The organism is Pseudomonas sp. LBUM1645 (assembly GCF_059716185.1).
Genome location: NZ_CP166811.1, coordinates 4,454,654 through 4,480,950 on the forward strand (window position 1 = coordinate 4,454,654; position 26,297 = coordinate 4,480,950).

At 59.1% G+C, this 26,297-nt stretch carries 29 protein-coding genes; 13 read left to right on the plus strand and 16 right to left on the minus strand.

What is annotated here, in order from left to right; translation table 11 throughout:
• Positions 1-73: 73 nt before the first annotated feature.
• The 4 genes from ACA079_RS19985 to ACA079_RS20000 all read right to left on the minus strand — a co-directional run bounded on the left by ACA079_RS19985 (position 74) and on the right by ACA079_RS20000 (position 3,663).
• Positions 74-1,033 (minus strand): AraC family transcriptional regulator, encoded by a 960-nt coding sequence (locus ACA079_RS19985; protein WP_497700637.1) that lies wholly within the window; start codon positions 1,031-1,033, stop codon positions 74-76.
• Between the two features lie 195 nt (positions 1,034-1,228).
• Positions 1,229-2,158, minus strand: a complete 930-nt coding sequence (gene catA / locus ACA079_RS19990; RefSeq protein WP_497700638.1) for a catechol 1,2-dioxygenase — start codon at positions 2,156-2,158, stop codon at positions 1,229-1,231.
• A 55-nt stretch (positions 2,159-2,213) separates the two neighbouring features.
• A complete protein-coding gene (gene catC, locus ACA079_RS19995; RefSeq protein ID WP_046053497.1) occupies positions 2,214-2,504 on the minus strand; it encodes a muconolactone Delta-isomerase in 291 nt (96 codons plus the stop codon).
• 10 nt (positions 2,505-2,514) lie between these two features.
• Positions 2,515-3,663, minus strand: a complete 1,149-nt coding sequence (locus tag ACA079_RS20000; protein WP_497700639.1) for a muconate cycloisomerase family protein — start codon at positions 3,661-3,663, stop codon at positions 2,515-2,517.
• 127 nt (positions 3,664-3,790) lie between these two features.
• On the opposite strand from ACA079_RS20000, the gene ACA079_RS20005 reads away from it, so the two are divergent.
• Together ACA079_RS20005 and ACA079_RS20010 are read left to right on the plus strand one after the other, a co-directional pair.
• The gene (locus ACA079_RS20005; protein WP_497700640.1) at positions 3,791-4,696 is read left to right on the plus strand and encodes a LysR family transcriptional regulator; all 906 of its coding nucleotides are present in this window, start codon (positions 3,791-3,793) and stop codon (positions 4,694-4,696) included.
• A 38-nt stretch (positions 4,697-4,734) separates the two neighbouring features.
• Positions 4,735-5,454, plus strand: coding sequence for an Imm52 family immunity protein (locus ACA079_RS20010; protein WP_497700641.1), 720 nt, complete (start codon positions 4,735-4,737; stop codon positions 5,452-5,454).
• Between the two features lie 13 nt (positions 5,455-5,467).
• On the opposite strand, the gene ACA079_RS20015 is transcribed toward ACA079_RS20010, so the two are convergent.
• Together ACA079_RS20015 and ACA079_RS20020 are read right to left on the minus strand one after the other, a co-directional pair.
• Positions 5,468-6,367 carry a polysaccharide deacetylase family protein gene (locus tag ACA079_RS20015; protein ID WP_497700642.1) on the minus strand — a complete coding sequence of 300 codons (900 nt, stop codon included), beginning with the start codon at positions 6,365-6,367 and terminating at the stop codon, positions 5,468-5,470.
• A gap of 99 nt (positions 6,368-6,466) precedes the next feature.
• Positions 6,467-7,414: an ABC transporter substrate-binding protein gene (locus ACA079_RS20020; protein WP_008157325.1), complete on the minus strand. Its 948-nt coding sequence runs from the start codon at positions 7,412-7,414 to the stop codon at positions 6,467-6,469.
• Between the two features lie 296 nt (positions 7,415-7,710).
• On the opposite strand from ACA079_RS20020, the gene ACA079_RS20025 reads away from it, so the two are divergent.
• From ACA079_RS20025 to ACA079_RS20050, 6 genes are all read left to right on the plus strand, one after another.
• Positions 7,711-8,697, plus strand: coding sequence for an aliphatic sulfonate ABC transporter substrate-binding protein (locus ACA079_RS20025; RefSeq protein WP_497700643.1), 987 nt, complete (start codon positions 7,711-7,713; stop codon positions 8,695-8,697).
• 148 nt (positions 8,698-8,845) lie between these two features.
• Complete coding sequence (locus ACA079_RS20030; RefSeq protein WP_497700644.1) at positions 8,846-9,694, plus strand: ABC transporter permease; 849 nt, start codon at positions 8,846-8,848, stop codon at positions 9,692-9,694.
• A gap of 3 nt (positions 9,695-9,697) precedes the next feature.
• The gene (locus tag ACA079_RS20035; protein ID WP_497700645.1) at positions 9,698-10,411 is read left to right on the plus strand and encodes an ABC transporter ATP-binding protein; all 714 of its coding nucleotides are present in this window, start codon (positions 9,698-9,700) and stop codon (positions 10,409-10,411) included.
• A gap of 65 nt (positions 10,412-10,476) precedes the next feature.
• Positions 10,477-11,157 (plus strand): SOS response-associated peptidase, encoded by a 681-nt coding sequence (locus ACA079_RS20040; RefSeq protein WP_497700646.1) that lies wholly within the window; start codon positions 10,477-10,479, stop codon positions 11,155-11,157.
• Between the two features lie 264 nt (positions 11,158-11,421).
• Positions 11,422-11,694 (plus strand): hypothetical protein, encoded by a 273-nt coding sequence (locus tag ACA079_RS20045; protein ID WP_497700647.1) that lies wholly within the window; start codon positions 11,422-11,424, stop codon positions 11,692-11,694.
• A gap of 91 nt (positions 11,695-11,785) precedes the next feature.
• Positions 11,786-12,013: a DUF6555 family protein gene (locus ACA079_RS20050; RefSeq protein WP_497700648.1), complete on the plus strand. Its 228-nt coding sequence runs from the start codon at positions 11,786-11,788 to the stop codon at positions 12,011-12,013.
• A 58-nt stretch (positions 12,014-12,071) separates the two neighbouring features.
• Here ACA079_RS20050 and ACA079_RS20055 read toward each other — a convergent pair whose 3' ends face one another.
• Genes ACA079_RS20055 through ACA079_RS20065 form a run of 3 tightly spaced genes read right to left on the minus strand, consistent with a single transcriptional unit; the run spans position 12,072 to position 13,300 of the window.
• Entirely contained in the window at positions 12,072-12,230 is a 159-nt protein-coding gene (locus ACA079_RS20055) for a hypothetical protein (RefSeq protein WP_497700649.1), read from the minus strand.
• Positions 12,231-12,290: 60 nt separating this feature from the next.
• Positions 12,291-12,602, minus strand: a complete 312-nt coding sequence (locus tag ACA079_RS20060) for an AzlD domain-containing protein (RefSeq protein WP_415773983.1) — start codon at positions 12,600-12,602, stop codon at positions 12,291-12,293.
• A complete protein-coding gene (locus tag ACA079_RS20065) occupies positions 12,602-13,300 on the minus strand; it encodes an AzlC family ABC transporter permease (protein WP_008157336.1) in 699 nt (232 codons plus the stop codon). Before ACA079_RS20065 ends, ACA079_RS20060 begins: the two co-directional genes overlap by 1 nt.
• Before the next feature lie 418 nt (positions 13,301-13,718).
• Between ACA079_RS20065 and dapA the strand changes: the two genes are divergently transcribed.
• From dapA to ACA079_RS20080, 3 genes are all read left to right on the plus strand, one after another.
• Positions 13,719-14,594: a 4-hydroxy-tetrahydrodipicolinate synthase gene (gene dapA, locus ACA079_RS20070; protein WP_497700650.1), complete on the plus strand. Its 876-nt coding sequence runs from the start codon at positions 13,719-13,721 to the stop codon at positions 14,592-14,594.
• A gap of 60 nt (positions 14,595-14,654) precedes the next feature.
• Positions 14,655-15,029 (plus strand): DUF2784 domain-containing protein, encoded by a 375-nt coding sequence (locus ACA079_RS20075; RefSeq protein ID WP_497700651.1) that lies wholly within the window; start codon positions 14,655-14,657, stop codon positions 15,027-15,029.
• Between the two features lie 115 nt (positions 15,030-15,144).
• Positions 15,145-16,062, plus strand: a complete 918-nt coding sequence (locus ACA079_RS20080; protein ID WP_497700652.1) for a LysR family transcriptional regulator — start codon at positions 15,145-15,147, stop codon at positions 16,060-16,062.
• A 2-nt stretch (positions 16,063-16,064) separates the two neighbouring features.
• On the opposite strand, the gene ACA079_RS20085 is transcribed toward ACA079_RS20080, so the two are convergent.
• The 6 genes from ACA079_RS20085 to ACA079_RS20110 form a co-directional block, all read right to left on the minus strand.
• Complete coding sequence (locus ACA079_RS20085) at positions 16,065-17,642, minus strand: sensor domain-containing diguanylate cyclase (RefSeq protein ID WP_497700653.1); 1,578 nt, start codon at positions 17,640-17,642, stop codon at positions 16,065-16,067.
• An 852-nt stretch (positions 17,643-18,494) separates the two neighbouring features.
• Positions 18,495-19,262 (minus strand): ABC transporter ATP-binding protein, encoded by a 768-nt coding sequence (locus tag ACA079_RS20090; protein WP_497700654.1) that lies wholly within the window; start codon positions 19,260-19,262, stop codon positions 18,495-18,497.
• Positions 19,263-19,283: 21 nt separating this feature from the next.
• Entirely contained in the window at positions 19,284-19,997 is a 714-nt protein-coding gene (locus ACA079_RS20095; protein WP_008151739.1) for an ABC transporter permease, read from the minus strand.
• The gene (locus ACA079_RS20100) at positions 19,994-20,683 is read right to left on the minus strand and encodes an ABC transporter permease (protein WP_497700655.1); all 690 of its coding nucleotides are present in this window, start codon (positions 20,681-20,683) and stop codon (positions 19,994-19,996) included. Before ACA079_RS20100 ends, ACA079_RS20095 begins: the two co-directional genes overlap by 4 nt.
• Before the next feature lie 207 nt (positions 20,684-20,890).
• Complete coding sequence (locus ACA079_RS20105; protein ID WP_497700656.1) at positions 20,891-21,679, minus strand: ABC transporter substrate-binding protein; 789 nt, start codon at positions 21,677-21,679, stop codon at positions 20,891-20,893.
• A gap of 39 nt (positions 21,680-21,718) precedes the next feature.
• A complete protein-coding gene (locus tag ACA079_RS20110; RefSeq protein WP_497700657.1) occupies positions 21,719-22,888 on the minus strand; it encodes a M20 aminoacylase family protein in 1,170 nt (389 codons plus the stop codon).
• 85 nt (positions 22,889-22,973) lie between these two features.
• Between ACA079_RS20110 and ACA079_RS20115 the strand changes: the two genes are divergently transcribed.
• Positions 22,974-23,963, plus strand: coding sequence for a LysR family transcriptional regulator (locus ACA079_RS20115; protein ID WP_497704351.1), 990 nt, complete (start codon positions 22,974-22,976; stop codon positions 23,961-23,963).
• Positions 23,964-24,166: 203 nt separating this feature from the next.
• On the opposite strand, the gene ACA079_RS20120 is transcribed toward ACA079_RS20115, so the two are convergent.
• The gene (locus tag ACA079_RS20120; RefSeq protein WP_497700658.1) at positions 24,167-24,694 is read right to left on the minus strand and encodes a DUF3087 domain-containing protein; all 528 of its coding nucleotides are present in this window, start codon (positions 24,692-24,694) and stop codon (positions 24,167-24,169) included.
• 211 nt (positions 24,695-24,905) lie between these two features.
• Between ACA079_RS20120 and ppnN the strand changes: the two genes are divergently transcribed.
• On the plus strand, positions 24,906-26,279 hold the full coding sequence (gene ppnN, locus ACA079_RS20125; protein WP_415769661.1) for a nucleotide 5'-monophosphate nucleosidase PpnN: 1,374 nt from the start codon (positions 24,906-24,908) through the stop codon (positions 26,277-26,279).
• Positions 26,280-26,297: the final 18 nt, after the last annotated feature.

The window sequence follows — 26,297 nt, forward strand, 5'->3', positions numbered from 1 at the left end:
TCTTTTGATTTTGTTTTTGAAAAGCAAAGTCAAAAGATCGCAGCCTGCGGCAGCTCCTACAGGGTCCGGTGTTTCAGTGGCGGCGTTTGAGGGTGTCCGACGGCAGTTCGCCAAACTGTTTGCGGTAGCTGTCGGAGAACCGGCCCAGGTGCAGGAAGCCGTAATCCATCGCCACTTCCGTGACGTTGCGCACGTTGCAGGTCGGGTCGCTCAGGCAGGCGTTGATGCGTTCAAGGCGTTTTTGCCGGATGTAGTTTTTCGGCGTGGTGCCGGCGTTGCGTTCAAACAATCCGTACAACGAGCGCAGACTCATCCGCGCCTGGCGTGCCAGTTCTTCGCTGTCGATGTCCTGTTTGAGGTGGCCCGAGATGTAGTCGGCAATCACCTCGAACGTGGCCGTCTGTGAGCCGAGACTGATCCGGCTGACATTGGTCTTCATCAGGCTGAGCATCTTGCTGACGATGATCTGTGCGTAGTGCTCCTGCACCTTGGGAATCTGCTCGGTGGCCTCGGCTTCCTGGCAAATCATCGCCAACAGACCGACAAAGCCTTCCAGTTCATCGAGCTGATAACGGTTCTCCAGAAACCGCACGCCCTGCCCCGGATAGCGCCAGCGCTGCTCATCGCACACGGATTCCAGCAACGTAGTGGGGACTTTCAGGATGAATTTTTCGCAATCGTCGGAATACGTCAGGTCCACCGGATCGTCGGGATTGATCAGCAGCAACTCGCCGGGTGCAAAGTAGTGTTCCTGGCCGTGGCCGCGCCACAAGCAGTTGCCACGCAGCAACACTTGCAGGTGATAGATGCTTTCCAGCGCACCGGAAGTGACCCGTACGCTGCCGCCATAGCTGATGCGGCACAGGTCGAGGCTGGCAAACTTGCGATGATTGAGGCTGGCCAGCGGTCGCCCGGCCCGGGGCATCAGAATGCAATGATTACCGACATGCTGATTGACGTACCCCGACACCGCGTAAGGGTCGGCGTGGTCGAATACGGTGCTGCGCTGACTCAACAGTTGCGCTTGCATCATCGGGTCACTCTCATTGTTGTTATCGGTTGCGTCGGGGCATTCTAGAACAGTGTGTCAGGAGCTTGAGATATTTCCGGCGAGCTGCACAAACCCTTGTGGGAGCGAGCTTGCTCGCGATGACGGAGTGCCAGTCAACATCAATGTTGAATGTTAAACCGCTATCGCGAGCAAGCTCGCTCCCACAGGATTCCGCCGTCAGTCCTCGAGTGCGCGGACCCGCTCGTGGCGTTGCTGCTCGTCGGGTTGCGCGGAGGTCTGCAAGGTGAAATCGAAGTCGATTTCGGCAAAGCGACCGCTGACGCCGTGGGCCGCTGCACGCTGTTGATCGTCGCTGAAGGTGATCTTAGCGATCAGCTCGTCACGGGTGGCATAGGCGAAATCGTCGTGCAGGTATTGATCGCCATCGAGGTTGATCTGGGTGGTCAGGTGACGATGATCCGGCGCGGAAATGAAGAAGTGAATGTGCGCCGGCCGTTGACCATGACGGCCCAGTTGATCGAGCAGTTGCTGGGTCGGACCGTCCGGCGGGCAGCCATAGCCCGACGGCACGATGCTGCGGAAGCGATAACGACCCTCGGCATCGGTGACGATACGACGACGCAGGTTGAACTCCGACTGAGTGGTATCGAAGTAGGAGTAAGTGCCGCCGGTGTTGGCGTGCCAGACATCCACCACCGCACCGGCCAACGGTTCGCCGGCGGTGTTCTTGACCTGGCCCTGCATGAACAGCACCACACCCGGATCGACGCCATCATCCAGTCGTGCTTCGCCTTTCGACAGCGGCGCACCCGCCACGTACAGCGGGCCTTCGATGGTCCGCGGTGTGCCGCCGGCCTTGCCGGCCTGCTCGTCTTCGGCGTCCATCAGCAGGTCGAGGTAATGTTCCAGACCGAGCCCGGCCACAACCAATCCGGCCTCTTGACGCGCACCCAGCACGTTGAGGTAGTTGACGGCTTTCCAGAACTCTTCCGGCGTCACGGCCAGGTCTTCGATGATGTTCACCGAATCACGCAGGATGCGGTAGACCAGGGCCTTGACCCGCGGGTCGCCGGCGTCGTTGAGCAGGCCGCTGGCCTCTTCAAGAAACTTCTGGACACTGGCAGTGTGGGAAATCTTGACGTTCATTTTGGTGGGTTCCTCATCTTGTAATTATTAGCGTAGCGAACTGAACAGGCTGGGTTCAGCGGTCATCCTCGCGAATGGAAGAAGGATGCCGGCACATCGCGTCGACCTCGATCGCCATGTACGGAAACAGCGGCAATTGCATGAGCAGGTCGTGCAGTTCCTGAACGCTGTCGACGTCGAAAACGCTGTAATTGGCATAGTGACCGGCGATCCGCCACAGGTGACGCCACTTGCCCTGCTCCTGCAGGCGCTGGGCCAGGGCTTTTTCGTCAGCCTTCAATTTGGCGGCTGCTTGCGGATTCATGTCGACCGGCAGATTCACGGTCATTTTTACGTGGAACAGCATAGTGCTCTCCTCAGGCGTGATGAATGGCAGTAGACGTTTTGTCACGACGGAAGAACGCCAGACGTTCTTCATCGAGGCTCAGGCCCAGGCCCGGTGTTTTCGGCACGTGCAACTCGAAATCGCGATAGACCAGCGGTTCGCTGAGAATGTCTTCGGTCAGCAGCAATGGGCCAAACAGCTCGGTATCCCAGGCCAGTTTATTCAGCGTGATAAAGGCATGAGCCGAGGCCAGGGTGCCGATACCACCTTCGAGCATGGTGCCGCCATACAGGCCGATACCGGCCGCTTCGGCAATCGCAGCGGTGCGCAGCACGGCGCGCGGACCGCCGTTCTTGGCGATTTTCAGGGCGAACACCGAGGCCGCGCCTTCACGGGCCAGGTTGAACGCATCTTCCACGCACTCGATGGATTCGTCGGCCATGATCGGCGCAGGGCTCATGGCGTTCAGGCGCGCCATGCCGGCGCGGTTATTGCGCGAAATCGGCTGTTCGATCAGGTCGATACCGTTGGTTCCCAGGATTCGGCAGGCGCGCAACGCGACCGCTTCATCCCAGGCCTGATTGACATCGACCCGCACACTGGCGCGATCGCCCAAGGCTTTCTTGATTGCAATGACGTGGGCCAGGTCGCGGTTGACCTCACCGGCACCGATCTTCAGTTTGAAGATTCGATGGCGGCGCAGGTCGAGCATTTTTTCCGCTTCGGCGATGTCCTTGTCGGTGTCGCCACTGGCCAGGGTCCACGCCACTGGCAGGGCATCGCGAACGCGGCCGCCCAGCAACTCGCTGACCGGCAACCCAAGGCGTTTGCCCTGAGCGTCGAGCAAGGCGGTTTCGATACCTGATTTAGCGAACGTGTTGCCACGGATGCTGCGCTCCAGGCGCAACATCGCGGCGTTCACGTTGGCGCTATCCTGGCCCAGCAGCAGCGGCGCGAAGTGTCGGTCGATATTGGTCTTGATGCTGTCAGGGCTTTCGTTACCGTAGGCCAGGCCACCGATGGTGGTGGATTCGCCAACACCTTCAATGCCGTCGGCGCAGCGCACGCGAATGATCACCAGGGTCTGGCTCTGCATGGTGTGCATCGCCAGCTTGTGCGGGCGGATGGTCGGCAGATCGACGATGATCGTCTCGATCGATTCAATGGCTGTTGCAAGCATGTCGATACCCGTCAGGTTCTTAAAGTTCTGGAACCGATTCTGGTACGGCTTTTTTCGGGAAGCCAATATAGAATTGGTCTGACTTGATACCTTTAAGGTATGCAACCGACTTGCGTCTGGAGGTTCCATGGAACTGCGTCACCTGCGGTATTTTCAGGTATTGGCTCAAACCCTCAATTTCACCCGTGCCGCCGAGCTTCTGCACATTGCCCAACCACCCCTGAGCCGGCAGATGCAGCAACTGGAGGATGAACTCGGGGTGTTGTTGCTGGAACGCGGGCGGCCGCTGAAGCTGACCGATGCCGGACGGTTTTTCCATGAGCACTCCACCGCCCTGCTCGAGCAACTGGGCAAGGTGTGCGACAACACGCGACGGATCGGTCTGGGCGAAAAGACCTGGCTGGGTATCGGTTTTGCTCCATCGACGCTCTACGGCGTGCTGCCGGAACTGATTCGCCGTTTGCGCAGCGGCGAGCCCCTGGAACTTGAACTGGGGCTCTCGGAAATGACCACGTTGCAGCAAGTACAGGCGCTCAAGGCCGGGCGTATCGATATAGGTTTCGGCCGAATCCGCATCGACGATCCGGCGATCATCCAGACTGTGTTGACCGAGGATCGGTTGGTCGCCGCCCTGCCCGCCGGTCACCCATTACTGGCCGGGCCGATCAGCCTTCGCGAATTGGCGAAAGAACCCTTCGTGCTGTACCCCGGCAACCCGCGGCCCAGCTACGCCGACCATGTCATCGCATTGTTCGAATCCTATGGCGTGAGCATCCATGTGGCGCAATGGACCAACGAGCTGCAAACAGCCATCGGCCTGGTGGGAGCGGGAATCGGCGTCACCCTGGTGCCGGCCTCGGTGCAATTGCTGCACCGCGACGACATCGGTTTCACGCCGCTGCTGGAAGACAACGCGACCTCGCCGATTATTCTCAGCAGGCGCGTGGGCGACGTATCCCCGGGGTTGAATCATTGCTTGCAGATGATTGATGAACTGCAGCCGCGGGACACTACAGAGACAACCCGAGATTAAGCGCGCAGTCCGACCCGCAACGCATTCAAGGCGTCCGCATGACAAATTTCAAAAGCTTCATTTTTACGTTCAGGTTCAACAAACAGGCCATCACTTCCCTATCGCTTGAAAAGCAGATTGAAAAAGCTGCCGGGTTTCTGCGACAGGCCGGGGCAATCAGCCCGCTTCTGGCCAACTGGTATTTGCAAGGAAAAAGCCTGAAAGACTCGCTTTCAACCGACATCAGTACCAACACTCAAGCGCTGATCGAAAAAGTAAAACACGCTCATGATCCGGAGCTTCCTGACCTGATCGAATTTTCGGTCTGGAATGCCATCCAGGACCCGCTTGAAGGTGGAGTCGCTTTTCATTACAGCGCGCACAATCTCGATTCCGTTTCCGCCATGTCCTTCGAAGACGCCGGTGCATTATTGATGAAGTGTGAGTCCCCGCAGGAGATGTTCACCAGAATCATTGGCATGGCAGTGAATATCTGGCCCGAAATTGACTGGGTCACTGTGGTACCGGCCAACTATTTCAGAAAAGGCCGTGCCTTCAAGGACCGGCAAACCATTGGATGGATTGGCTTCTGCCCTGAATCGTTGAAAAAGGAAGACTTTCCTCTGGCACAAAAACTGGTTCCCGTGCCAGACAGGGGAACCATTATCGTCAGCTGCCCTGAGGTTATGAACGAGCAAAACCTCGATCACTTTGAACGGGTTGGGAACATCGATACAAAACTGGTAGCGCTCGGTTATTTGCCGTTGTTTCTGAACTGAATCCTGCCAGGTGTCATTTGGCGTCCGCCCCCCAGATCCAATTCCAGAGCCCCGGTAATTTAACCGGCTGTGAACTGTCGCGAACGGTACGCGCCATGGCGGCCCGTTGCAGCGCTGCCGTGTCGTCGTAAAACGGCTTTTCTGCGGTTTTCACACCGGTAGCCTGTGCGCTGTCGAGGAGGATTTGCAGGTACTCCCGCGTGTGCCGGGCGGTGTAGCGATTGAGATCGTGGAAGGTCACCACCACCGGAATCACCCCGTCCACCACCGGTAACTCGCCAAGGGCGATGCGCTCGCGCACTTCGGACATTGAGCGCAAGAAGTGGGCCCGCCGCCGGGGGCTGGCGTTGAAGCCCCAGATCTTGCCGTCATTAGCGCTCAGGTCGGTCAGCAGCACATGCATGCCGTGTTGCTGATAGGCCGCGAACGTGCGCTTGTCGTAGTTCCAGAATGGCGGGCGCACTAGCGTCGGCGGCGCGCCGGTGATCGCGGCGATGTCGGCACTGCCTTTGTTCAGCGCCTGCTCCAGTTCTTCCGGGGTCAGGGAGCGGTGATTGGTGTGCGAATGGGTGGCCGTGTGGAAGCCCAGAATCTGCCCTTCTGCCTGTTCGCGGCGCATGACCTCGCGACCGATATCGCTGTCGCCGGCACGTGGCGCACGGGTCTGCACGAAGAACACCGCTTTGAGGTTCGGTTGCACCGGATTCGTCGCCAGACTGTCGAGCACCGTCATCGTCGGATTCCAGAAACTCGAGGCGCTGGGACCGTCGTCGAAGGTCAGCAGAAAACGGATCGGTGGTTGCGCGCTCAGACGCTGTTCGGTCTGCGGCGTCATTTCGATGGGAGAAGCGATACACCCAACCAGCCCTGTGGCGATGATGAGTGCAGAGAGAACCTTGAACAGCCGTTTCATGTTTTGCCCATTTATCCTTCGTCGGCCCGCAGGTCGCTGCAGGCCGAGGTTGGATAAGGGTACACAGTGTTTGGTTCCAGTGCTGCCCGGCATCGTGGGTTACTGGGCAAACGCCTGCTGAAACGAGCTGTCGATAATCGGCGCAGTCGCCAACGCAGCCGGCAGCGCTTTTACCTTGAACAGGAAGTCCGCGGTGCTTTGCAAATCCTTGGCGGCCTGCGCATCCACCGGGCCGACGGTCATGTGGGCCTGACGCAACCAATGGCGCGAGACGTTCTGGTCAAGGTTGGCTTTCTTCGCCCAGAGATCGGCGTACTCGTCGGTGTGGTTGTCGACCCAGGCCCGGGCCTTTTTCAGGCGCACCAGAAAGTCGGCAATGGCTTCGCGTTTGCTGTCGATCGACGGTGTCGAGGCGGCGATGGCGCTCAGGCCGGGCATCAGGTTCTTGGCGGTGAGGATCGGCCGGGCGCCGGAGAACAGAATCTGCTGGGAGATGTAAGGTTCCCAGACCGGGAATGCGTCGATGCTGCCCTGAGGCAACGCGGCGGCGGCATCGATCGGCATCAGCTTGATGAAGTCGACGTAGTCTTCCGGCAGGTCGGCTTTTTCCAGGGCACGCAGGGTCAGTTGCTGGCTCCAGGCACCGGGCCAGTAAGCGACTTTCTTACCCTTCAGGTCGGCGATGGTTTTGACCGGCGAATCCTTGGGCACCAGCAAGGCGATGGTGTCGGGGTTCTGCCGCGACACGCCGATCAGTTTCACCGGCGCCTGCTTGGCGGCGAGGAACAGAAAACCCGAATCGCCGAGAAAACCCAGATCCAGCGCGCCGGTGTTCAGCGCTTCGGCCAGCGGCGCGGCGGCCTGGAAGTGCTTCCAGTCGACGGTATACGGCGCGTCTTTCAGTACACCCGACGCCTCCACCGAAGCGCGAACGTTGTAGTAGTTCTGATCACCGACGTGCAGGACGACGGGCTCGGCGGCGTAAGCCAGTGGTGCGGCGAACAGTGCGCTGGTCAGCAGACTGCGCACGAATCGGGACAGGTTCATCGGGGGCTCCTTGAGGGTTATTGAGATAGACCATAACGCTCTTACAACAAGCTTTTTAAATTCGATTTATGCATAAGCTCATGACCAGCAGCGAACAGTGTTTGCCCAGCAACAGCGACTAAACAGACTGTTTTCCCTTGAACATTTCTCTGCCCCTGCTTCAGCGCCAAGGCCTTGAAAACGCTCGTCACGAAAAACATGGCACAGAGCCTGCAATATTCCTTTTATGCAGGAAGCATTTATAAAAAATGATTTTTTGGAAATAAGAACCTCGCCGCCTTGCCCGGAGCTGTCCCATGAAAACCACCTTCCGTGTTCCCCACGTCAGGTCTCTGCTCAGCGCCTGCGCCCTGGCGCTGAGCCTGCTACCGCTTGCTCAGGCCGCTGAAGCGCCACCAGCCGAAGTGCATCTGGATTACGCCTATTACTCGCCCGTGAGCCTGGTGCTCAAGCACTTCGGCTTTCTGGAAAAAGCCCTGCCACAGACCAAGGTCAGCTGGGTGCTGAGCCAGGGCAGCAACCGCTCGCTGGAATACCTCAACAGCGGCGGCGTCGACTTCGCCTCCTCCGCCAGCCTCGCCGCCGTGCTGAGCCGCGCCAATGGCAGCCCGATCAAATCGGTTTACGTCTACAGCCGCGCCGAATGGACGGCGTTGGTGGTGCGCAAGGACTCGCCCTACAAGACCGTGGCCGATCTGAAAGGCAAAAAAATCGCCGCTACCAAGGGCACCGATCCGTACCTGTTTACCCTGCGCAGCCTGCAACAGGCAGGCTTGAGCAAAGACGATGTGGAACTGGTGCATTTGCAGCACCCGGACGGTCGCACCGCGCTGGAAAAAGGTGACGTCGACGCCTGGGCTGGACTCGATCCGCACATGGCCGCGAGCCAGGTTCAGGCCGGTTCCCGGTTGCTCTATCGCAACACTGATTTCAACAGCTACGGCGTGGTCAGCGTCACCGACACCTATGCGAAAGAGCACCCGCAGACCATCGAAACCGTCCTGAAAGCGTACGAAAAGGCCCGCGACTGGGCGGTAAAAAATCCTGACGAACTGGCGAAACTGCTCGCCACCGAATCCGGTCTGCCGCTGGAAGTGGCCAAGCTGCAATTGTCGCGCACCGATCTGAGCAGCCCGCAATTGACCGCCAAGGACGTGATTGCCTCCAAGGCTGCCGCACCGATTCTGGTCTCAGAAGAACTGGTTCGTCGTGGGGTGAATGTCGATCAAGTGATCGACCAACTGATCGACACCGGCTTCAAAGAAACCGTGGCTCGTCGGTAAAAACAAAAGATCGCAGCCTGCGGCAGCTCCTACAGGGAAACGCATATCCCCATGTAGGAGCTGCCGCAGGCTGCGATCTTTTGATCTTGCTTCAAATCAGCGCTGTAAACCGCGCCTGTCGCGGATTCGTCGTGACCGGAGAAACCCCATGACCAGCAAAAGCAAAGACCTGCCCGTCAGCCTGACATTGCCTGCGCCGCACCGGGCCAGCGCCTCCCTGAACAACGCCTGGCGACTGCGCCTCAAAGGTTTGGCCTTGCCGGTGCTGATCATCCTGCTGCTGGAATTCGTCGTGCGTATCGGCTGGTTGCCGTCTTACCAGATGCCGGCCCCCAGCGAGATCGCGCTGACCTTGAGAGACCTCGCCGAAGGCACGCTGTGGAAGCACATCAGCGCCAGCCTGTTGCGGGTGCTGCTGGGTTTCGCCATCGGCGCCAGTCTGGCCCTGGTGTTTGCCGCGTGGGTCGGTTTGAGTCGCGAAGCCGAAGCCTGGCTGGAGCCGACGTTCGCCGGCCTGCGCTCGATTCCGAGCCTGGCCTGGGTGCCGCTGTTGCTGCTGTGGCTGGGCATCGACGAGACCTCGAAAATCGTATTGATCGCCATCGGCGCCTTCTTCCCGGTGTACCTCAACGGCGTCGCGGCAATCCGCGACATCGACCGCAAACTGGTGGAAGTCGGACAGATGTACGGTTTCAGCCGTCGCCGACTGGTGCGCCGCATTCTGCTGCCCGCCGCCCTGCCCGGCCTGTTCACCGGGTTACGCAGCGGCATGAGCCTGGCCTGGATGTTTTTGGTCGCCGCCGAACTGATCGCCGCGACCAAAGGTTTGGGGTATCTGCTCAGCGACGGCCGCGAGACTTCACGGCCGGACATCGTGCTGGCGGCAATCATCGTGCTGGCGCTGCTGGGCAAACTCAGCGACGGCATCCTCGCCGGCCTGGAGAAGCGTTTCCTCGCCTGGCGCGACACCTTCAACGGCCAAAGCGCAGAGGATTGAGCCATGACCGACCACCTGCTGGACATTCGCGTCGAGCGCAAAACCTTCGCCACCACCACCGTGCTCAAGAACATCCATTTGCAATTGCAACCCCGGGAAGCCATCAGCCTGCTGGGGCCCAGCGGCTGCGGGAAAAGCACGTTGCTGCGGATCATCGCCGGCCTGGAAAAGGACTTTGAGGGCGAAGTGCTCCGCAGCGCCGGGGAAGTCGCTTTCGTGTTCCAGGAGCCGCGGCTGATGCCATGGCTGACGGTCGAACAGAACATCGGTTTCAGCGCCGACAACCAATACGACAAAGCCTGGGTCGCGCAACTGATCGACGAAGTCGGTCTCGGCGGTTTTGCTCAAGCCCTGCCCAAAGCGCTGTCGGGCGGCATGGCGCAGCGGGTGGCGATCGCTCGCGGCCTCTACTCGCGACCGCAGGTGCTGTTGCTCGACGAACCCTTCAGCGCGGTGGACGCCTTCACCCGCATGAAATTGCAGGACTTGCTGCTGCAACTGGCCGAACGTCACGCCATCGCCCTGCTGCTGGTGACCCACGACGTGGATGAAGCGCTGTACCTCAGTGATCGGGTGCTGGTGATGGACAATCGCCCCAGCAGCATTCGTCAGGAGCTGGCGGTGCAACTGGCCCATCCCCGTGACCGGCGCGACCCGCTGCTCGCTCGCCTCAAGGCCTTGTCGTTGACCGAGTTGCAGCGCGCCCATGTGATCTGAGCAACTAAGCTGAAATCTCCAGTCAGAGCTCTTCAATGGGAGCTCTTCAATCAGAGAATCAGCCCATGTGCGGACGCCTGTCGCAGTACCGTGGCATTCACGATTTTGTCGCCGTGCTGAGCATCCCCGACGCGTTGATCAACCACGTCGGTGATGAACCGTTGACCCGCTACAACGCTGCGCCCACCACGCAACTCGCCCTTCTGCATCTGGAAAGCAACGGCCTGCACGCCGATTTTCAGCGCTGGGGATGGCGGCCGCACTGGGCGAAGGATCGGGCGGCTCCGATCAATGCACGGGTCGAAAAAGTTGCCCACGGCCCGTTCTTCCGGGCGATCTGGCCGCACCGCGCGATCGTGCCGATCGACAACTGGTTCGAATGGGTCGACGCCGGGGATTCGACGAGGCAACCGTGGCTGATCCGCCGACGGGACCGGGCGCCGATTTTATGCGCGGCGATCGGACAGTTTCCCGGCCCGGGTGGTGAGCCGCGGGCCGACGACGGTTTTGTGATCATCACCGCCGACAGTGCGGGCGGCATGCTCGACATTCATGACCGGCGCCCCGTGGTGTTGTCTGCGCCGCTGGCGCGGGAATGGCTTGACCCGGCCACCCCCAAGGAACGCGCTGAGCAGATGGTGCTTTTGCAGGGTGAAGTCAGCGAGGTTTTCGAGTGGTACAAGGTGGACAAAGCGGTGGGCAATTCAAGAAATCAAGGCGCGGCGCTGATTGATGAAAGGCCATAAACGTATCAATACAGACATATATGCGGGCATAAGTAACAGTTATATATACATATTCAACACTTAATCGTTACACATGTCGTTTCATCCAAGAAACACTTGGCTTTGTTTGCGATTTAACCTATTAACCGCCTGTCTGACATTTCGATACATTTCGAATAACTATGGATAGCATGCGCGCCGCATTCCCTTCGGCACCCCGCAATTGACCAAAGAGTCAATAAACCAAGGAAATCCTTACAACAACAAGCCTTGCAGAGAATTAAATTGCGCGACGATTTCACAATTAATCAAGTCGATGGTCTGGCGTGTGTTTATGTTTCGAAGACAGAACATTACCCACTCGACTGTTTTATCGGGCAATACATAAAGACCCGCAACCTGAATTCAATTGCCACTATCGGCGACCTCCTGCGTACAACCCTCGAACGCTATCCGGGTAAACCTCCGGTCATGGTCAACGAGCTGAACGCCTGGATCGACAAGACTTTGGGTTATCGGGCCTCCCACCCCGATTTTCTGACGTTGGAAGAGGCTTGAGTTGATGGACCGGGTTCATTCAGCCAAAGAACTGAACGAACCCGACATCGAGCCACTCTCAATAACTGAGCTTCGGTCCAAGGAGGAATACATGAGCAAACTCATCCCCTATGCCGTGCACTATATGTTCGACGGCGTTCGTCAGCACTTTTTCAAACTGGCCGAACAGTTTTCCGATGTCGAGGCGATACATTCGGCGTCCGCCCATGCTTATCCCGACTCCGGTCGTCAAATCGCCGAACACGCCAACCTCGAAACCGCGCGCATCAAAGCGCAGCAATTGGGTATTACGCACATTCGCTGGAATGAAGCGATTTAATAATCGCCCAACGAAAAGCCCCGCTTGATAGCGGGGCTTTTTTGTATATGCAGATCGGTCAAGGCTTCAGCGGACGCTCCTGGTCGCGATCTGACAACTCTTTACCGTCGTCGGGGTGCTTCCAGTCCGGCGTCGAACGCCTCTGCCGCTCCATCTCCTCTTCCGTGGGTTCATCCAGCTCTTCATCCGGGTCCGGACGCTTTGGATCATTAGCCATGCTCACCTCTCTTCCTGTAGGGGTCCCCTTTAAGCGTAGAACAGTTTCGACGGGAACGATTTAGAGCCACCAACGCAGCAAAAAGAAGAACCCCATGCTCAACAACATGCTGAGCAAGGTATTGCGGGTGTAAAGCACCAGCCCCACCGCCACCAGCGAACTGATCAGGTACGGGTTATCCCACTGCAGATTCAGCTGCTTGTCCGGCATGAACACGATCGGCCCACAGATCGCCGTCAACATGCCCGGCACCGCAAAACCCAGGAACTGCCGCGCATTGCTACTCAAGCGCAAGGGCAGCCGCGGCTCCAGAAACACATAGCGGTTGAGGAACACCAATAGCCCCATGCCAAAAATAACCGCCCAGACCATCATGTGCGTCCACCGTAGAATTTGTTGCAGATAAAGCCTGCGGTCATGCCCGCCAACCCCGACAACACCAGCGCCGAGCCCCATTGCCAATAGCTGAACAGCACCGAGCAGAACAACGACACCGCCACGCACACCACGGTCGGCACGTTCCGCACCACCGGGGTGATCAGGGCGATAAAGGTCGCCGCGATGGAGAAGTCCAACCCCAGATGTTCCAGCCCCGGAATGCTGCTGCCCAGCACGATGCCGGCCAGAGTAAAGAGGTTCCAGGCGATGTAAAACGTCAGGCCGACACCCAACGCGTACCATCGGTTGAACTGTTGTTTGTCATGCGCACTGGTCAGCGCGAACAGCTCATCGGTGAGCAAAAAGCCCAACCCCACACGCCAGCGACCCGGCAACGGTGAAATCACCGAACGCATGCTCATCCCGTAGAGCAAATGCTGGGAGGTCAGCAGCAGCGTGGTCAGCAGAATCGAAAAGATCCCTGCACCGCCCTTGAGCATGCCGATCGCCACCAGTTGCGCCGCCCCGGCAAACACGATGCTCGACAACCCCTGGCCTTGCAGGGGCGTGAGATTGGCCTCGATGGCCATGGAGCCGGCCAGCAGCCCCCAGGGCGCGGTGGCCAGGGACAACGGCATGATCGCCGCAGCGCCGCGAAGAAAGGCACTGCGCGGCATGAGTGAATTGGACATAACGCTCTACAACCAGGGAAAGTCTTCAGACTGTGCCAGCAGTCATGGCCGAAGGCTTGAACAATCTTGCGCACTTGGTCCGCGGCCAGGCACAACGGCAGAGTGCGTGCGGAGCTCGCTGATTTTCGCGATTGACAAAAATCGCGCCGGCTTTTAAAACTGAGCGCCTCATTCAGGGTGTAAGCAAGTATGTCCGCAACCTTCAACCTCAACACTGTCGTCATTGGCTTGAATGCCAAGGCGCAAGGTTGCGTTGCGCACGCCCTCAAATCGAAGAAACAGTCGCTCATGTGACCGGGGCGCGCTGTCCCGTCAGATGAGCTGACAGGACATTGAGCGCGACGGACACCCTCCCCTTGCTTTCTGCCTTCTACGCTTCTGACGGTGACGAATTCGGTCAACCTTCAGGAGTAAGTGCATGTCATCGTTTCAAGGTATCTGGGTCCCTCTCGTTACACCGTTTCGCAACGGTGCGATCGATTTCGTCGGCTTGCACCGGCTGGTCAATCATCTGCTGGAAAAAGGTGTCGATGGCTTTGTGGTCTGCGGCACCACGGCGGAAGCGGCGGCACTGAGCAAACACGAACAACTGGCGGTGCTCGATGCGGTGCTCGCGCAGGTGCCGGCGGAACGGGTGGTCATGGGCCTGGCCGGCAACAATATGACCGAGCTGCTGCAATTTCAGAGCGAAATCCTGAAACGTCCACTAGCCGGTTTACTGGTACCGCCGCCGTATTACATCCGTCCGTCTCAGGCTGGCCTCGAAGCGTTTTTCAAAACTGTCGCCGATGCCTCCAGCGTTCCGCTCATTCTTTACGACATCCCTTACCGCACCGGCGTGGCGTTCGAGCAGGCAACCCTGCTCAACATCGTCGCCCATGAGCGAATCGTCGCGATCAAGGATTGCGGCGGCAATCAGGCCAACACCCTGGCACTGCTAGGCAGTGGCAAGGTCGACGTGCTGTGCGGCGAAGATAACCAGATCTTCAGCGCCTTGTGCCTGGGCGCCAAAGGCGCCATTGCCGCTTCGGCTCATGTTCATCCGGAGCTGTTCGTGGCGTTGTATCAACAGATCCGCGACAACCGGTTAGTGGCTGGTCGAGCGACATTCTTCCAACTGCTGCCGCTGATTCACAGCCTGTTCATCGAGCCCAATCCCGCCCCGGTGAAAACCGCCCTGGCCCTTGAAGGCTTGATCGACGACGAACTGCGCGCACCGATGCAACGCAGTAGCGAAACCTTGGCGGTGCGCCTGAAGGAAGTGCTGGCGGCGTTGAACAGCAACAATCGATAGAGCGCCAGCAACCAGCCCGAGTACCATGGAGCCATTCGCATAACGCGTCAGGGAGTCGACATGCTTTACCGAATCGCCGCCGACGGGCTGGTCCTGTTTCATCTGTTGTTCATTCTGTTCGTGCTGTTCGGCGGGCTGCTGGTGCTCAAATGGCACCCCCTGATCTGGTGGCACCTGCCTGCTGCTGTGTGGGGCGTGTCGGTGGAAGTCTTCCACCTGACCTGCCCGCTGACCGAGTGGGAAAACCTCATGCGCGACGCGGCCGGACAAACCGGCTATAGCGGCGGATTCATCGAACATTACGTGTGGCCGGTCATTTACCCGGCGGGCCTGACACCGGCGATTCAGCTGGGACTGGGCAGCGTGGTGCTGGCGATCAACGTGCTGGTCTATTTTCGGCTGATCAGGCTGTGGAAATTACGCCGAGCAACCTGACACCAAGATCAAAAGATCGCAGCCTGCGGCAGCTCCTACACTGGGATATGCGTTTCCAGTAGGAGCTGCCGCAGGCTGCGATCTTTTGATCCTATCCGTTCAAGGATTCTGCCCCATGTTGTCGATTGAAGACCTCACGTTGCTGCAAGCCATCCGCGAAACCGGCAGCCTGTCGCGGGCCGCAGCCCACTTGGGCAAGGCGCCCTCGACGGTGTCCTACGCGGCGCGGCAACTGGAGGAACGCTTTGACGCCTTGCTGTTCGACCGTCGTCGCTACCGCTTGCAGCTGACCCCGGCGGGTGAGTTGCTGGTGAACGAGGCGGCGCGACTGATGCAGGACGTCTCGCGGCTGACCCAGCGGGTGCAGCAAGTGGCCAATGGCTGGGAGAGCCGGCTATGGATCGTCACCGATGAGTTGCTCGAATTCGAAGCGTTGATCCCGGTGATTCACGAGTTCGATGCGCTGGAGTCCGGCGTGCCGTTGCGCATCACTCAGGAAGTCCTCAAAGGTGTTTGGGAAGCCCTGCGTGAAGGCCGCGCAGACTTGATCATCGGCGCCACCAACGAACCACCAGCGATCCCATCCTTGCGCTGGATGCAACTGGGGGAAATGGAATGGGTGTTCGCGGTTTCGCCCAAGCACCCGCTGGCCAAGGCCCAGGAGCCAATTTCACGCGCCATGGTTGCGCAGCATCGGGCGATTGTCGTGGCAGATTCATCCAGGGTTACCGAGGGCAGCACCTACGGCGTCTCCGGCGGCCAACCGGTGCTCGCCGTGCCGACCATGCGCGCCAAGATCCTCGCCCAGTGTGACGGGTTGGGCGTGGGTTGGTTACCGAAGCATCGGGTCGGCTCGTTACTGAAAAACGGCACGCTGGTTGAAAAACAGATGGCCGATCCGCGCGAGCCGAACATTTTGTATGCCGGTTGGCGTGGCGATCATGACGGCCGCGCCCTGGGCTGGTGGCTGGAAAAACTCAAGCAATCGTACCTGTCCACCAAACTGGTTCAGGGCAGTGACCGGTTTGTTTGAATTCAGTTGGCAATGACGCTCATGTTCCGGCCGCTGGCCTTGGCCACATAGAGCGCCTTGTCGGCGGCAGCCACCAGGTCGTTGGGCTGGGCTTGTGACGCCGGATCATAAGCGGCGACCCCCAGGCTGACCGTCACCGTGCCTTCAGCCCCTTCACTGTGCTCGATACCGGCCAGCTGAACCGCGCGACGAATTTTTTCCGCCACCAAAAACGCCCCAACGTAGTCGGTCCCGGGCAGTACCACCGCAAACTCTTCGCCGCCATAGCGCGCAGCCAGGTCGCCGGGGCGCTTGATGTTGTCCCTGATGATCGTGCTGATGTTGCGTAAACACTCATCGCCGGCCACATGGCCGTAAAGATCGTTGAAGCTCTTGAAGTGATCGACATCGATCATCAGCAGCGCGAGGTGGGTCTGGTTGCGCCTGGCGCGGCCCATTTCGGCGAGGATGAACAGATCGAACTGACGCCGGTTGGACAGCCCGGTCAGTGCATCCTCCAGCGCCAGCAACTCAAGGCTGCGGTTGACCTCGATCAGTTTTTCCTGCGCATCCAGCAATACGCCCTGCACATGGTTCTGCTGCTTCATGAGGCGAATGAGGCGATAACCGAGGACACCGAGAAACACCAGGAATAACGAGACGATGCCGGCACTCAGCAGTACCTCATTACGCCAGGCTGCCAGGACTTCATCTTTATTCAGCGCCGCAAAGATGATCAGCGGATAACCGTCGACCCTACGAAAACCGACCACACGCTCGACACCATCCACATAGGACGGGACCGTTGCCGTGCCCGAATTGCCCTTGGGCAATAGCTGCGTGAACAGCGGCCCCTTGGCGACGCTGATGCCGACTTCAGATTCTTTGAACGGCCGGCGAACGACGATGGTGGCGTCGTCGGCGATCAGATTGATCACGCCGTTATGACCCATGTCGATGCTGTCGTAGAGCGCAAGGAAGTGGTTGAGATAGAGGCTTGCCAACGCCACGCCGGCAAAGCTGCCATCCGGATGATTGATCCGGCGGGAAACCGTCATGACCCATTCACCGCTCGAACGGCTCTTGATCGACGGGCCAATGTGAGGCCCACGATCGGGATGATCACGATGGAAAATGAAGTATTCGCGGTCGGAATTGTTGGCATCGGGCAGGGCCACGTGGTTGGAGTTGGCAACCCAGCGCCCTTCTTCGTCATAAACAAACAATCCATGGAGCTGGCTCAGCTCACTGCGCTGGGCACTGAGCAAACGCTCCAATCGGGGTACCCGGGCCTGGTCGATACCATCGTTTTCGAGGCGATCCACCAGGGTAAACAGCAGCGTATCGGCTTGCTTGATCGACGCCCGCGCTTGCGAGGCCAGGGTCTGGGCAAGGTTGGACATCGCCACTTCTTTGTCTCGCAGATGGTACTGGCGCGAGTTCCAGGCTTCCCAAATCACGATAGCCGTCATGGACAGGCACACCGCGACCAGCAGAATCACCGCAGAGCGAACCTTGAGAGTTGCCCCGGCTTGCTCGGCGACCCAAGGCACGCCATGACGGGATTGTTCAATTTGATTGTTAACGGACGGATGACCCATGACGCTCCTTGAATCCTGACCACAGGGCGAATCTTCCCGTTCGCCCTTTTTATGAACCCTGACGGGTATGAGCCGCCTGATGGGAGGCGACTATGCCTCATCAAACACCCGATAGGTTGATCTACGCGAGAAGTATTCGCATGGTTGTCTCGACAAACGGCGTAATTCACTTGCGGTTGGGGATATATCCGTTTCTGCGGTGATGGCTGATTACGGTTTCGCTCTTACAGCGAGTCACTTTCGAAAAGCGCGAAAGTAACCAAAGCGCTTTTGCCCCGCCATTCGGTGCCTCGCCTAGGCTCGGCATGCCCTCACTCCGGCATTGCTCCGGGGGCCCGCCGCCATCGGCCATCCATGGCCGGGGGCGGCTACCGCGGCATCCTTGCCGCGGTGCCCCCTGCGCAACGCCTGCGTTCGGCCTCTGGGAAAGGGGCAACAGATCAAAATCAAAAGCCACAGCAAGATCAAAAGATCGCAGCCTCGTTTCACTCGACAGCTCCTACAGAGGGGGCGGGGGTGTATGCACGCTCCTCACCACTCAACAGGCCGAGCGTTAGCTCGCCTGCAGCTCTTGATCTTGATGCACCGCCCCATCGAGAGGCCGAGAGGAGGTTCTGCGCAGTGGGCAACCCGGCATGGATGCCGGGTTAGCCGCCCCCGGCCATGGATGGCCGATGGCGGCGGGCCCACGGAGCAGGACCGGAGCGAGGGTATGCCGAGCCTAAGCGAGGCACCGAACGAAAGGGGCAAGAGCGTTTGGTTACTTTGCGCTTTTCAAAGTGACTCGCTGTAAAAGCGAAACCGATAGCCGCCGTGACCACAGAAACGGATATATACACGAAGGGTTTTACGCTACTTGAGACTTCCCGCCAAAAACTGCTGCAACCGCTCACTCCGAGGCTGCTCCAGCACGGTATTCGGTGCGCCCTGTTCTTCCACCCGTCCCTGATGCAAAAACATGACATGGTTCGACACCTGCCGGGCAAACGCCATTTCATGGGTGACCACCACCATTGTCCGGCCCTCTTCAGCCAGCTGCTGCATGACCTTGAGCACCTCGCCCACCAGCTCGGGGTCCAGGGCGGAGGTCGGTTCGTCGAACAGCATCACTTGCGGTTCCATGGCCAGCGCACGAGCAATGGCGACGCGCTGTTGCTGGCCGCCAGACAGCTGGACCGGATACTGCGTCTCGACCTTTGCCGGCAAACCTACCTTGGCGAGGTAATGCCGCGCCCGCTCCAGAGCCTCCGCCCGACCGACACCCAGCACGCTCATCGGGCACTCGATGATGTTTTCCAACACCGTCATGTGGCTCCACAGATTGAAGTGCTGGAACACCATCGACAACTTGCTGCGCATGACTTGCAACTGCGCGGGATCGACCGCACACAAATCCCCCCTTGAATTCTTGCGGGTGAGCAGCTCTTCGGCATTGACGATGATGCGCCCGGCTGACGGTTGTTCGAGATGGTTGATACAGCGCAAGAAGGTACTTTTCCCCGACCCCGAAGAGCCAATGATGCTGATCACGTCCCCCGCCCTGGCCTTGAGTGAGACACCCTTCAAAACCTCATGGCTGCCGTAGTTCTTATGCACATCTTCAACGATCAATTTATACATTCGAGCATGTCCAGTTAGGGGTCAGTGCGTCCGCGGTTTGAGGTAGCCAAGCCAATGCAGTTCGCCGCGACGAAACAGCCAGATCAGGAAAAACGCGCTGCCGGCATACAGCACCCCGGCGATCCCGAATGCGGCAAAGGATGCATAAGTCGCCGAGTTGACGTCCCGGGCAATCTTCAGCAAATCGGGAACCGTGGCGGTAAATGCCACCGAGGTGGAATGCAGCATCAGGATCACTTCATTGCTGAAAAACGGCAGGGCCCGGCGCAACGCCGACGGCAGAATGATCCGACGATAGAGGGTGAACCGGCTCATGCCGTAGGCGCTGGCGGCCTCGATTTCGCCATGGGGAGTCGCCCTGATTGAACCGGCGAAAATTTCGGTCATGTAGGCGCAGGTATTGAGCGCGAACGCCAGCACCGTGCAGTTGAACCCGTCTCGGAAAAACGCGTTGAGAAAGTCCTGGGAACGAACCACGTGCAAGCTGTACACCCCGGTGTAGAAAAACAGCAGCTGGATGTACAACGGGGTGCCGCGAAACACGTAGGTGTAACACCAGACCGGCAGACGGATCAGCGGGTTGCGGCTGACGCGGGCAATCGACAACGGCACCGCGAGCAAAAAGCCCGTTACCACCGAAAGAATGAGCAGCCACAAGGTCACCGCCAACCCGGAAAAGTGTGGCCCGTCACTCCACAGATACGCCTGCCAGTAGTTTTCGAGAATGCCGGTCATAGCGCAGCCTTCCTGACACCCACCGAATAGCGGTGCTCAAGCCACATCAAGACCACGTTGGACACCGTGGTGATGGCGAGGTAGATCAGGCCGCCGACCAGGGTGAAATAGAAGAACTGCATCGAGCCCTTGCCCGCATCCTGCGTGGCTTTGATGACATCGGTCAGGCCGATGATCGATACCAGCGCGGTCGACTTGATCAACACCTGCCAGTTATTGCCAATGCCCGGCAGTGCGTGACGGAGCATTTGCGGGAACAGGATTTTTCGAAAGGTTTTCCCGCGACTCATGCCGTAGGCCCTTGCCGCTTCGAGCTGGCCAGCCGGGACGGCCTGGAAGGCGCCGCGAAACGTCTCGGTAAAGTAAGCCCCGTAAATGAAAGCCAGGGTGATGACGCCGGCCAGAAACGGGTCGATGTCGATCTGAGCGATGCCCAGCCAATCGGTCATCCGGTTGAGCAGCATTTGCAGGCTGAAGAACAGCAACAGCATGATCACCAGGTCCGGCATGCTGCGAATCACCGTCGTATAACCGGTGGCCAGCGCTCGCAACAAACGGTTGGAGGACAACTTGGAACTGGCGCCGAGCAGCCCGGCCAGGACCGCGATCAACAATGACCATAACGCCAGTTTGATAGTGGCCAGGGTGCCCAGCAGGATCTGCGGGCCAAAGCCTTCCAGAAACATTTCACTCTCCTTGTTCTTATTAGGTCGAGGTGAAGGGATTGAGCAATTGTGGCGAGGGAGCTTGCTCCCGTCAGACTGCGCAGCAGTCTCTTTTTGGGGCCGCTACGCGACCCAGCGGGAGCAAGCTCCCTCGCCACAATTCGGTGTCACGCTTAGCTGACTGGCGTTTGGCCAGATGAGCGCTCGGTTTCAGGTATCGAAGGGGTATTACTTCGCGCCGTAGACGTCGAAATCGAAGTACTTTTTATTGATCCGCGCGTAAGTGCCATTGGCAAGAATCGTCGCCAGGGCCTTGTTCAAGTCTTCGCGCAACTCGACATCGCTCTTGCGCAAACCGATGCCGTCACCGACGCCAAAAAAGGCTGGGTCATCCAGGGTGGCGCCGGCAAATTCATAGTCCTTGCCCTGCGCGGTGCTGAGGAAGCCGTAACTGGCTTGAATGGCCCCTTGCAACGAGGCATCGAGTCGGCCCACCACCAGGTCCGCATACACCTGGTCCTGATTTTGGTAAGAGAGCACGTCGATGCCCTTCGAACCCCAGACGGCTTTGGCATACGCCTCTTGAGTCGAACCCTGCTCCACACCAATGCGTTTGCCCTTGAGCGACTCGAGGGTGGGCAGCAGGCCCGATCCACGCTTGACGACCAACCGGGCCGGCGCATTGGAGACCTTGTCGGTGAACGCAATCTGCTCCAGGCGCTTGGGCGTCACGGTCATCGACGACGCCACCGCGTCGAACTTGCGCGCCAGCAGCGCCGGGATCATGCCGTCCCAGCTGCTTTCAACCCAAATGCAGCGGGCCTTCAACTCGGCACACAGCGCCTCGGCGATGTCGACCCCGAAACCGGTCAGCGTGCCATCCTGGTTCTTGTATTCCAGCGGTGGATACGTGGGGTCGACCCCCAGTTTCAGGACTTTGCCAGACCAGTCGGCCGCGCTGGCCAGACCAGAGGCCGTCAACAACACCAGTGAAACAGCCGCAATCATCTTGTTCATTATTTTTGTTCCTCTCAGGCCCAACGAAAATACGGCGACTCAACCCAGAAAACGTTCGACCAACTTGACCCAGTAACTCGCACCGATCGGCAGGCAGGCATCATTGAAGTCATAGCCGGGGTTGTGCAGCAGACACCCGCTATCGCCCTCGCCGTTGCCGATCACCAGGTAACTGCCGGGGCATTTTTCCAGGACAAAGGCAAAGTCCTCACTCGCGGTGAAAGGCCGCAAATCGTCGATCAGTTGCCCTTCTCCCAACCATTCGCGCGCTACTTCTCGGGCAAACGCGGTGGGCTCGGGATGGTTAATCAACACCGGATGACAATGCTGATAATCGATGTGGGCCCGGGCGCCGAAACTGGCTGCCTGACCGTTGACCAATTCGGTAATCCTGACTTCGAGCAAGTGGCGAATCTCGGGAGTCAGGGCACGCACACTCAGGCTCATCTCGGCGCTGGACGGAATCACGTTCGAAGCGCTGCCGGCATGAAGGGAGCCTACCGTGATGATCGCCATTTCCTGCGGATTGACGTTGCGCGAGACGATGCTTTGCAGGGCGATCACGATCGAGGAGCAGACCAGCACCGGGTCGACCGCTTTGTGCGGCACCGCGCCATGACCACCGTTGCCGATGATTTTGATGTTCACCGTGTCGGCAGACGCCATGAACGGGCCGCTGTAGAACCCCAGATGCCCGACGGGATAACCCGGCACGTTGTGCATGGCGAATATCGCATCACACGGAAACCGTTCGAGCAGGCCCTCCTCCAGCATTTTCCGGGCACCGCCCAGGCCTTCTTCGGCCGGTTGAAAAATCAGGTTCACCGTGCCGTTGAACGCCCGGGTCTGCGCCAGGTGTTTAGCGGCCGCCAGCAGCGTTGCCGTATGACCGTCGTGGCCGCAGGCATGCATGACGCCGTCGATTCGGCTGGCGTAGGGCAAACCGGTGGTTTCCTGAATCGGCAGTGCATCCATGTCGGCGCGCAAACCAATGGACCTGCCCTCGCCATTTTTCAGGGTGGCGACGACGCCGGTCTTGCCTACACCCGTGCTGACCTCAAACCCCCACTGCGTCAAACATCCTGCAACCCGCTCACTGGTAGCGAATTCTTCAAAGCCCAACTCGGGGTGCGCGTGAATGCTGTGACGCAGCGCGATCATTTCCTCTTGGATGGCTGCAATACCCGGCAAGACTGGGTCGGCGATCATTGTTGTATTCCTTCGATAAGACCTGAGCGGTTGCTGAGTCGGATCTTAGGGAACGGGCTCTGGGCTGGGGAGGCCCAGTTTGGTTATGATGACAACCATGGGTTGTCACCAGGGTGAGCAGATGAAACTCCATCAATTACAAGCACTGATTGCCAGCGCCGAAACCGGCAGCATCCGCGCCGCCGCGCGTTCGCTGGACATCTCCCAGGCCGCCGTGACCAAAGCATTGCGCGAACTGGAAACCAGCCAGCAGTTACCGCTGTTCACCCGAACCCCCAGCGGCCTGAACTTTACGGAATACGGAAAAGTATTGCTGACCCACGCCCGGCTCGTGATCAAGCAACTGGAGCACGCCCAAACCGAGCTCGATCACATGCGTGGCAAGGCCCAGGGGCGGCTCTGTGTCGGGGTTACGCCCTGGATCGCCCTGACCTTCTTGCCCGAGGTGGTCCTGGCGTTTCGCGAGCGCATGCCGGAAATCCGCCTGGAGCTGTACGAAAGCCTGATGGCCGTGGCCCAGCCGCTGCTGCGCGATGGCAGCATGGATTTTGCCATTGGTCAGTTGCACCCGGCGCAATCGACCCAGGAATTTGCCTGCGAAACCTTGCTCGATTACCAGACGTCGGTGCTGGTCCGTCAGGGCCATGCCCGGCAGGACGCTCGGTCAATCCATGAGTTGCTGGAGCAGAACTGGACGCTGAACTACGCGCCGGACGGACACGACGGGCTGATGCAGGCGCTGTTCTGGAAACATGGTGCGCAGATCGATGAGAACCGAATCGTTCGGGCCCATTCACTGGCCATCTTGCAGATGATGGTCGAGCGGGCCGACATGTGTACCTGGGGACCGTCCATCGTGAGCGTTGCCCCGCCCTTCCTCGGCCGGGTGGTTGCCCTGGATCTGGCCGAGCAGTTCGAACCCCGGCAGCTGAGCATCGTGACCCGCCGCAATGGCTCGCTGAGCAATGCAGCGCTGTGCTTTACCGATTGCCTGTTGCAGGTCATTCGGCGCCATGCACGCTCGGCCAAAAAGGAAGACAGGGAACTGTTTGAAACCCTGCGCTTGCGGGTTTAGGTAGGGCGACTCGCCGTAAGCCAAGCCGCGATCCGTAGCAGCTGGCGAAGCCTGCGTTCGGCTGCGCAGCAGTCGTGAACCCTCAGTACGCGGTGAGTCTGATACACCTCATTGCCTGATCTTACGACTGCTGCGCAGCCGAACGCAGCCTTCGGCAGCTGCTACAGGGATCGCGTTGGCTGAATGGCATTAGATCCAATGTTTTAGCGTGGCGTCTGCTTCACGGCCTCGATCCAGGCGGGATTCAATTGCGTCTGATCAGTCTCGATGCCCAGCGCTTCCATCCGCGCCTTGTGCTGATCCATCTCGCGGGTCAATTGGCTGTGATCACTGGAGTTGCCGTCCAGCTCGTGCATCTGGCTCAACCCCAGATGGTAGAAACGCAGCAGCTTCATGGCCGTCGGATCCTCCTTCTCCACCGCCGCCGTCACCTGATGCATGACGTTGGTGATGCTCATCAGGCTGCGCTTGAGCTGCCAGCCGTAAACCGCCGGGGCCATCCATGGTTGGGTCCAGAACGTGCCGCGCATCAGCGCGGCCATCAGCAGCACCGACACAAACACGCCGCCGACGTTGAATCGCAGATTGTCGCCACCGGGTTCGCCGAACAGCGCCACCGCCGTGGTGGACAACACCATCGCCAGGGCCAGGAAAATCAAGGCTATGATTATTGTGCTGCGTCGCGTCTGGCTTCGATAGCGTTCGGGGTTCTGCGGCTGGATTTCGAACATCGCGACGGGGTTCCTTGAGGGCATGGGTAAAAAGGCTGCGGGGCATTATCGCCTCTGCAGGGGATTTAGCTATGCTGGGGCTCCTTTTCATCTTTTCATCGTCAAACGGGGAAATGGCGATACAGCGCAGTTCGTGCCATCTTCTTTCATGGATACATACTATTCGGATGCCATTTGCCTGTATGAAAGGCATCGTTTTAAGGATCATTGAATGACCCAACGACAAGTAATCAACGCCTCGGTCAGCCCAAAAGGCAGCCTGGAAACCCTTTCTCAACGTGAAGTACAGCAACTGAGCGAAGCCGGATCCGGCAGCACCTACACCTTATTCCGCCAGTGCGCCCTGGCCATCCTCAATACCGGCGCCCATGTCGATAACGCAAAAACCATCCTCGAAGCCTACAAAGACTTCGAAATCCGCATTCACCAGCAGGACCGCGGCGTACGCCTCGAACTGCTGAACGCCCCGGCCGACGCCTTCGTTGATGGCGAAATGATCGCCAGCACCCGGGAAATGCTCTTCAGCGCCCTGCGCGACATCGTCTACACCGAAAACGAACTCGACGCCCAACGCATCGACCTGAGCACCTCCCAGGGCATCAGCGACTACGTGTTCCACCTGCTGCGCAACGCCCGCACCCTGCGCCCCGGCGTCGAGCCGAAGATCGTGGTGTGCTGGGGCGGCCACTCGATCAACACCGAAGAATACAAATACACCAAGAAAGTCGGCCACGAACTGGGCCTGCGCAGCCTCGACATCTGCACCGGTTGCGGTCCTGGCGTGATGAAAGGCCCGATGAAAGGCGCGACCATCGCCCACGCCAAACAGCGTATCCACGGCGGCCGCTACCTCGGCTTGACCGAGCCGGGCATCATCGCCGCCGAAGCGCCGAACCCGATCGTCAACGAACTGGTAATCCTGCCGGACATTGAAAAACGTCTGGAAGCCTTCGTCCGCGTCGGCCACGGCATCATCATTTTCCCAGGCGGCGCCGGCACGGCCGAAGAGTTCCTGTACCTGCTCGGCATCCTGATGCACCCGGACAACGCCGGCCTGCCCTTCCCCGTGGTCCTCACCGGACCGAAACATGCCGCGCCGTATCTGGAGCAACTGGATGCGTTTGTCGGTGCCACGCTGGGTGAAGCCGCGAAGCAGCACTACGAGATCATCATCGACGACCCGGCCGAAGTCGCGCGTCAAATGACTCAAGGCTTCAAGGCGGTCAAACAGTTCCGTCGCGAGCGCAATGACGCGTTCCATTTCAACTGGTTGCTGAAGATCGACGAAAGCTTCCAGCGCCCGTTCGATCCAACCCACGAAAACATGGCCAACCTGAAACTGAGTCGCAACCTGCCGGCCCACGAACTGGCCGCCAACCTGCGCCGCGCGTTCTCCGGCATCGTCGCCGGCAACGTCAAGGACAAGGGCATCCGCCTGATCGAAGAGCACGGGCCGTATCAGATCCGTGGCGATGCGGCGGTGATGCAACCGCTGGATCAACTGCTCAAGGCCTTCGTCGCCCAGCACCGGATGAAACTGCCGGGCGGCGCGGCGTATGTGCCGTGTTATCAAGTGGTTGCGTAACCCGGCTAAAGATCATTC

Coding starts and splice junctions, on each gene's coding strand:
- ACA079_RS19985 (WP_497700637.1), bottom strand. CDS start 1,033: ATGATGCAAGCGCAACTGTTGAGTCAGCGCAGCACCGTATTCGACCAC.
- catA (WP_497700638.1), bottom strand. CDS start 2,158: ATGAACGTCAAGATTTCCCACACTGCCAGTGTCCAGAAGTTTCTTGAA.
- catC (WP_046053497.1), bottom strand. CDS start 2,504: ATGCTGTTCCACGTAAAAATGACCGTGAATCTGCCGGTCGACATGAAT.
- ACA079_RS20000 (WP_497700639.1), bottom strand. CDS start 3,663: ATGCTTGCAACAGCCATTGAATCGATCGAGACGATCATCGTCGATCTG.
- ACA079_RS20005 (WP_497700640.1), top strand. CDS start 3,791: ATGGAACTGCGTCACCTGCGGTATTTTCAGGTATTGGCTCAAACCCTC.
- ACA079_RS20010 (WP_497700641.1), top strand. CDS start 4,735: ATGACAAATTTCAAAAGCTTCATTTTTACGTTCAGGTTCAACAAACAG.
- ACA079_RS20015 (WP_497700642.1), bottom strand. CDS start 6,367: ATGAAACGGCTGTTCAAGGTTCTCTCTGCACTCATCATCGCCACAGGG.
- ACA079_RS20020 (WP_008157325.1), bottom strand. CDS start 7,414: ATGAACCTGTCCCGATTCGTGCGCAGTCTGCTGACCAGCGCACTGTTC.
- ACA079_RS20025 (WP_497700643.1), top strand. CDS start 7,711: ATGAAAACCACCTTCCGTGTTCCCCACGTCAGGTCTCTGCTCAGCGCC.
- ACA079_RS20030 (WP_497700644.1), top strand. CDS start 8,846: ATGACCAGCAAAAGCAAAGACCTGCCCGTCAGCCTGACATTGCCTGCG.
- ACA079_RS20035 (WP_497700645.1), top strand. CDS start 9,698: ATGACCGACCACCTGCTGGACATTCGCGTCGAGCGCAAAACCTTCGCC.
- ACA079_RS20040 (WP_497700646.1), top strand. CDS start 10,477: ATGTGCGGACGCCTGTCGCAGTACCGTGGCATTCACGATTTTGTCGCC.
- ACA079_RS20050 (WP_497700648.1), top strand. CDS start 11,786: ATGAGCAAACTCATCCCCTATGCCGTGCACTATATGTTCGACGGCGTT.
- ACA079_RS20055 (WP_497700649.1), bottom strand. CDS start 12,230: ATGGCTAATGATCCAAAGCGTCCGGACCCGGATGAAGAGCTGGATGAA.
- ACA079_RS20060 (WP_415773983.1), bottom strand. CDS start 12,602: ATGGTCTGGGCGGTTATTTTTGGCATGGGGCTATTGGTGTTCCTCAAC.
- ACA079_RS20065 (WP_008157336.1), bottom strand. CDS start 13,300: ATGTCCAATTCACTCATGCCGCGCAGTGCCTTTCTTCGCGGCGCTGCG.
- dapA (WP_497700650.1), top strand. CDS start 13,719: ATGTCATCGTTTCAAGGTATCTGGGTCCCTCTCGTTACACCGTTTCGC.
- ACA079_RS20075 (WP_497700651.1), top strand. CDS start 14,655: ATGCTTTACCGAATCGCCGCCGACGGGCTGGTCCTGTTTCATCTGTTG.
- ACA079_RS20080 (WP_497700652.1), top strand. CDS start 15,145: ATGTTGTCGATTGAAGACCTCACGTTGCTGCAAGCCATCCGCGAAACC.
- ACA079_RS20085 (WP_497700653.1), bottom strand. CDS start 17,642: ATGGGTCATCCGTCCGTTAACAATCAAATTGAACAATCCCGTCATGGC.
- ACA079_RS20090 (WP_497700654.1), bottom strand. CDS start 19,262: ATGTATAAATTGATCGTTGAAGATGTGCATAAGAACTACGGCAGCCAT.
- ACA079_RS20095 (WP_008151739.1), bottom strand. CDS start 19,997: ATGACCGGCATTCTCGAAAACTACTGGCAGGCGTATCTGTGGAGTGAC.
- ACA079_RS20100 (WP_497700655.1), bottom strand. CDS start 20,683: ATGTTTCTGGAAGGCTTTGGCCCGCAGATCCTGCTGGGCACCCTGGCC.
- ACA079_RS20105 (WP_497700656.1), bottom strand. CDS start 21,679: ATGAACAAGATGATTGCGGCTGTTTCACTGGTGTTGTTGACGGCCTCT.
- ACA079_RS20110 (WP_497700657.1), bottom strand. CDS start 22,888: ATGATCGCCGACCCAGTCTTGCCGGGTATTGCAGCCATCCAAGAGGAA.
- ACA079_RS20115 (WP_497704351.1), top strand. CDS start 22,974: ATGATGACAACCATGGGTTGTCACCAGGGTGAGCAGATGAAACTCCAT.
- ACA079_RS20120 (WP_497700658.1), bottom strand. CDS start 24,694: ATGTTCGAAATCCAGCCGCAGAACCCCGAACGCTATCGAAGCCAGACG.
- ppnN (WP_415769661.1), top strand. CDS start 24,906: ATGACCCAACGACAAGTAATCAACGCCTCGGTCAGCCCAAAAGGCAGC.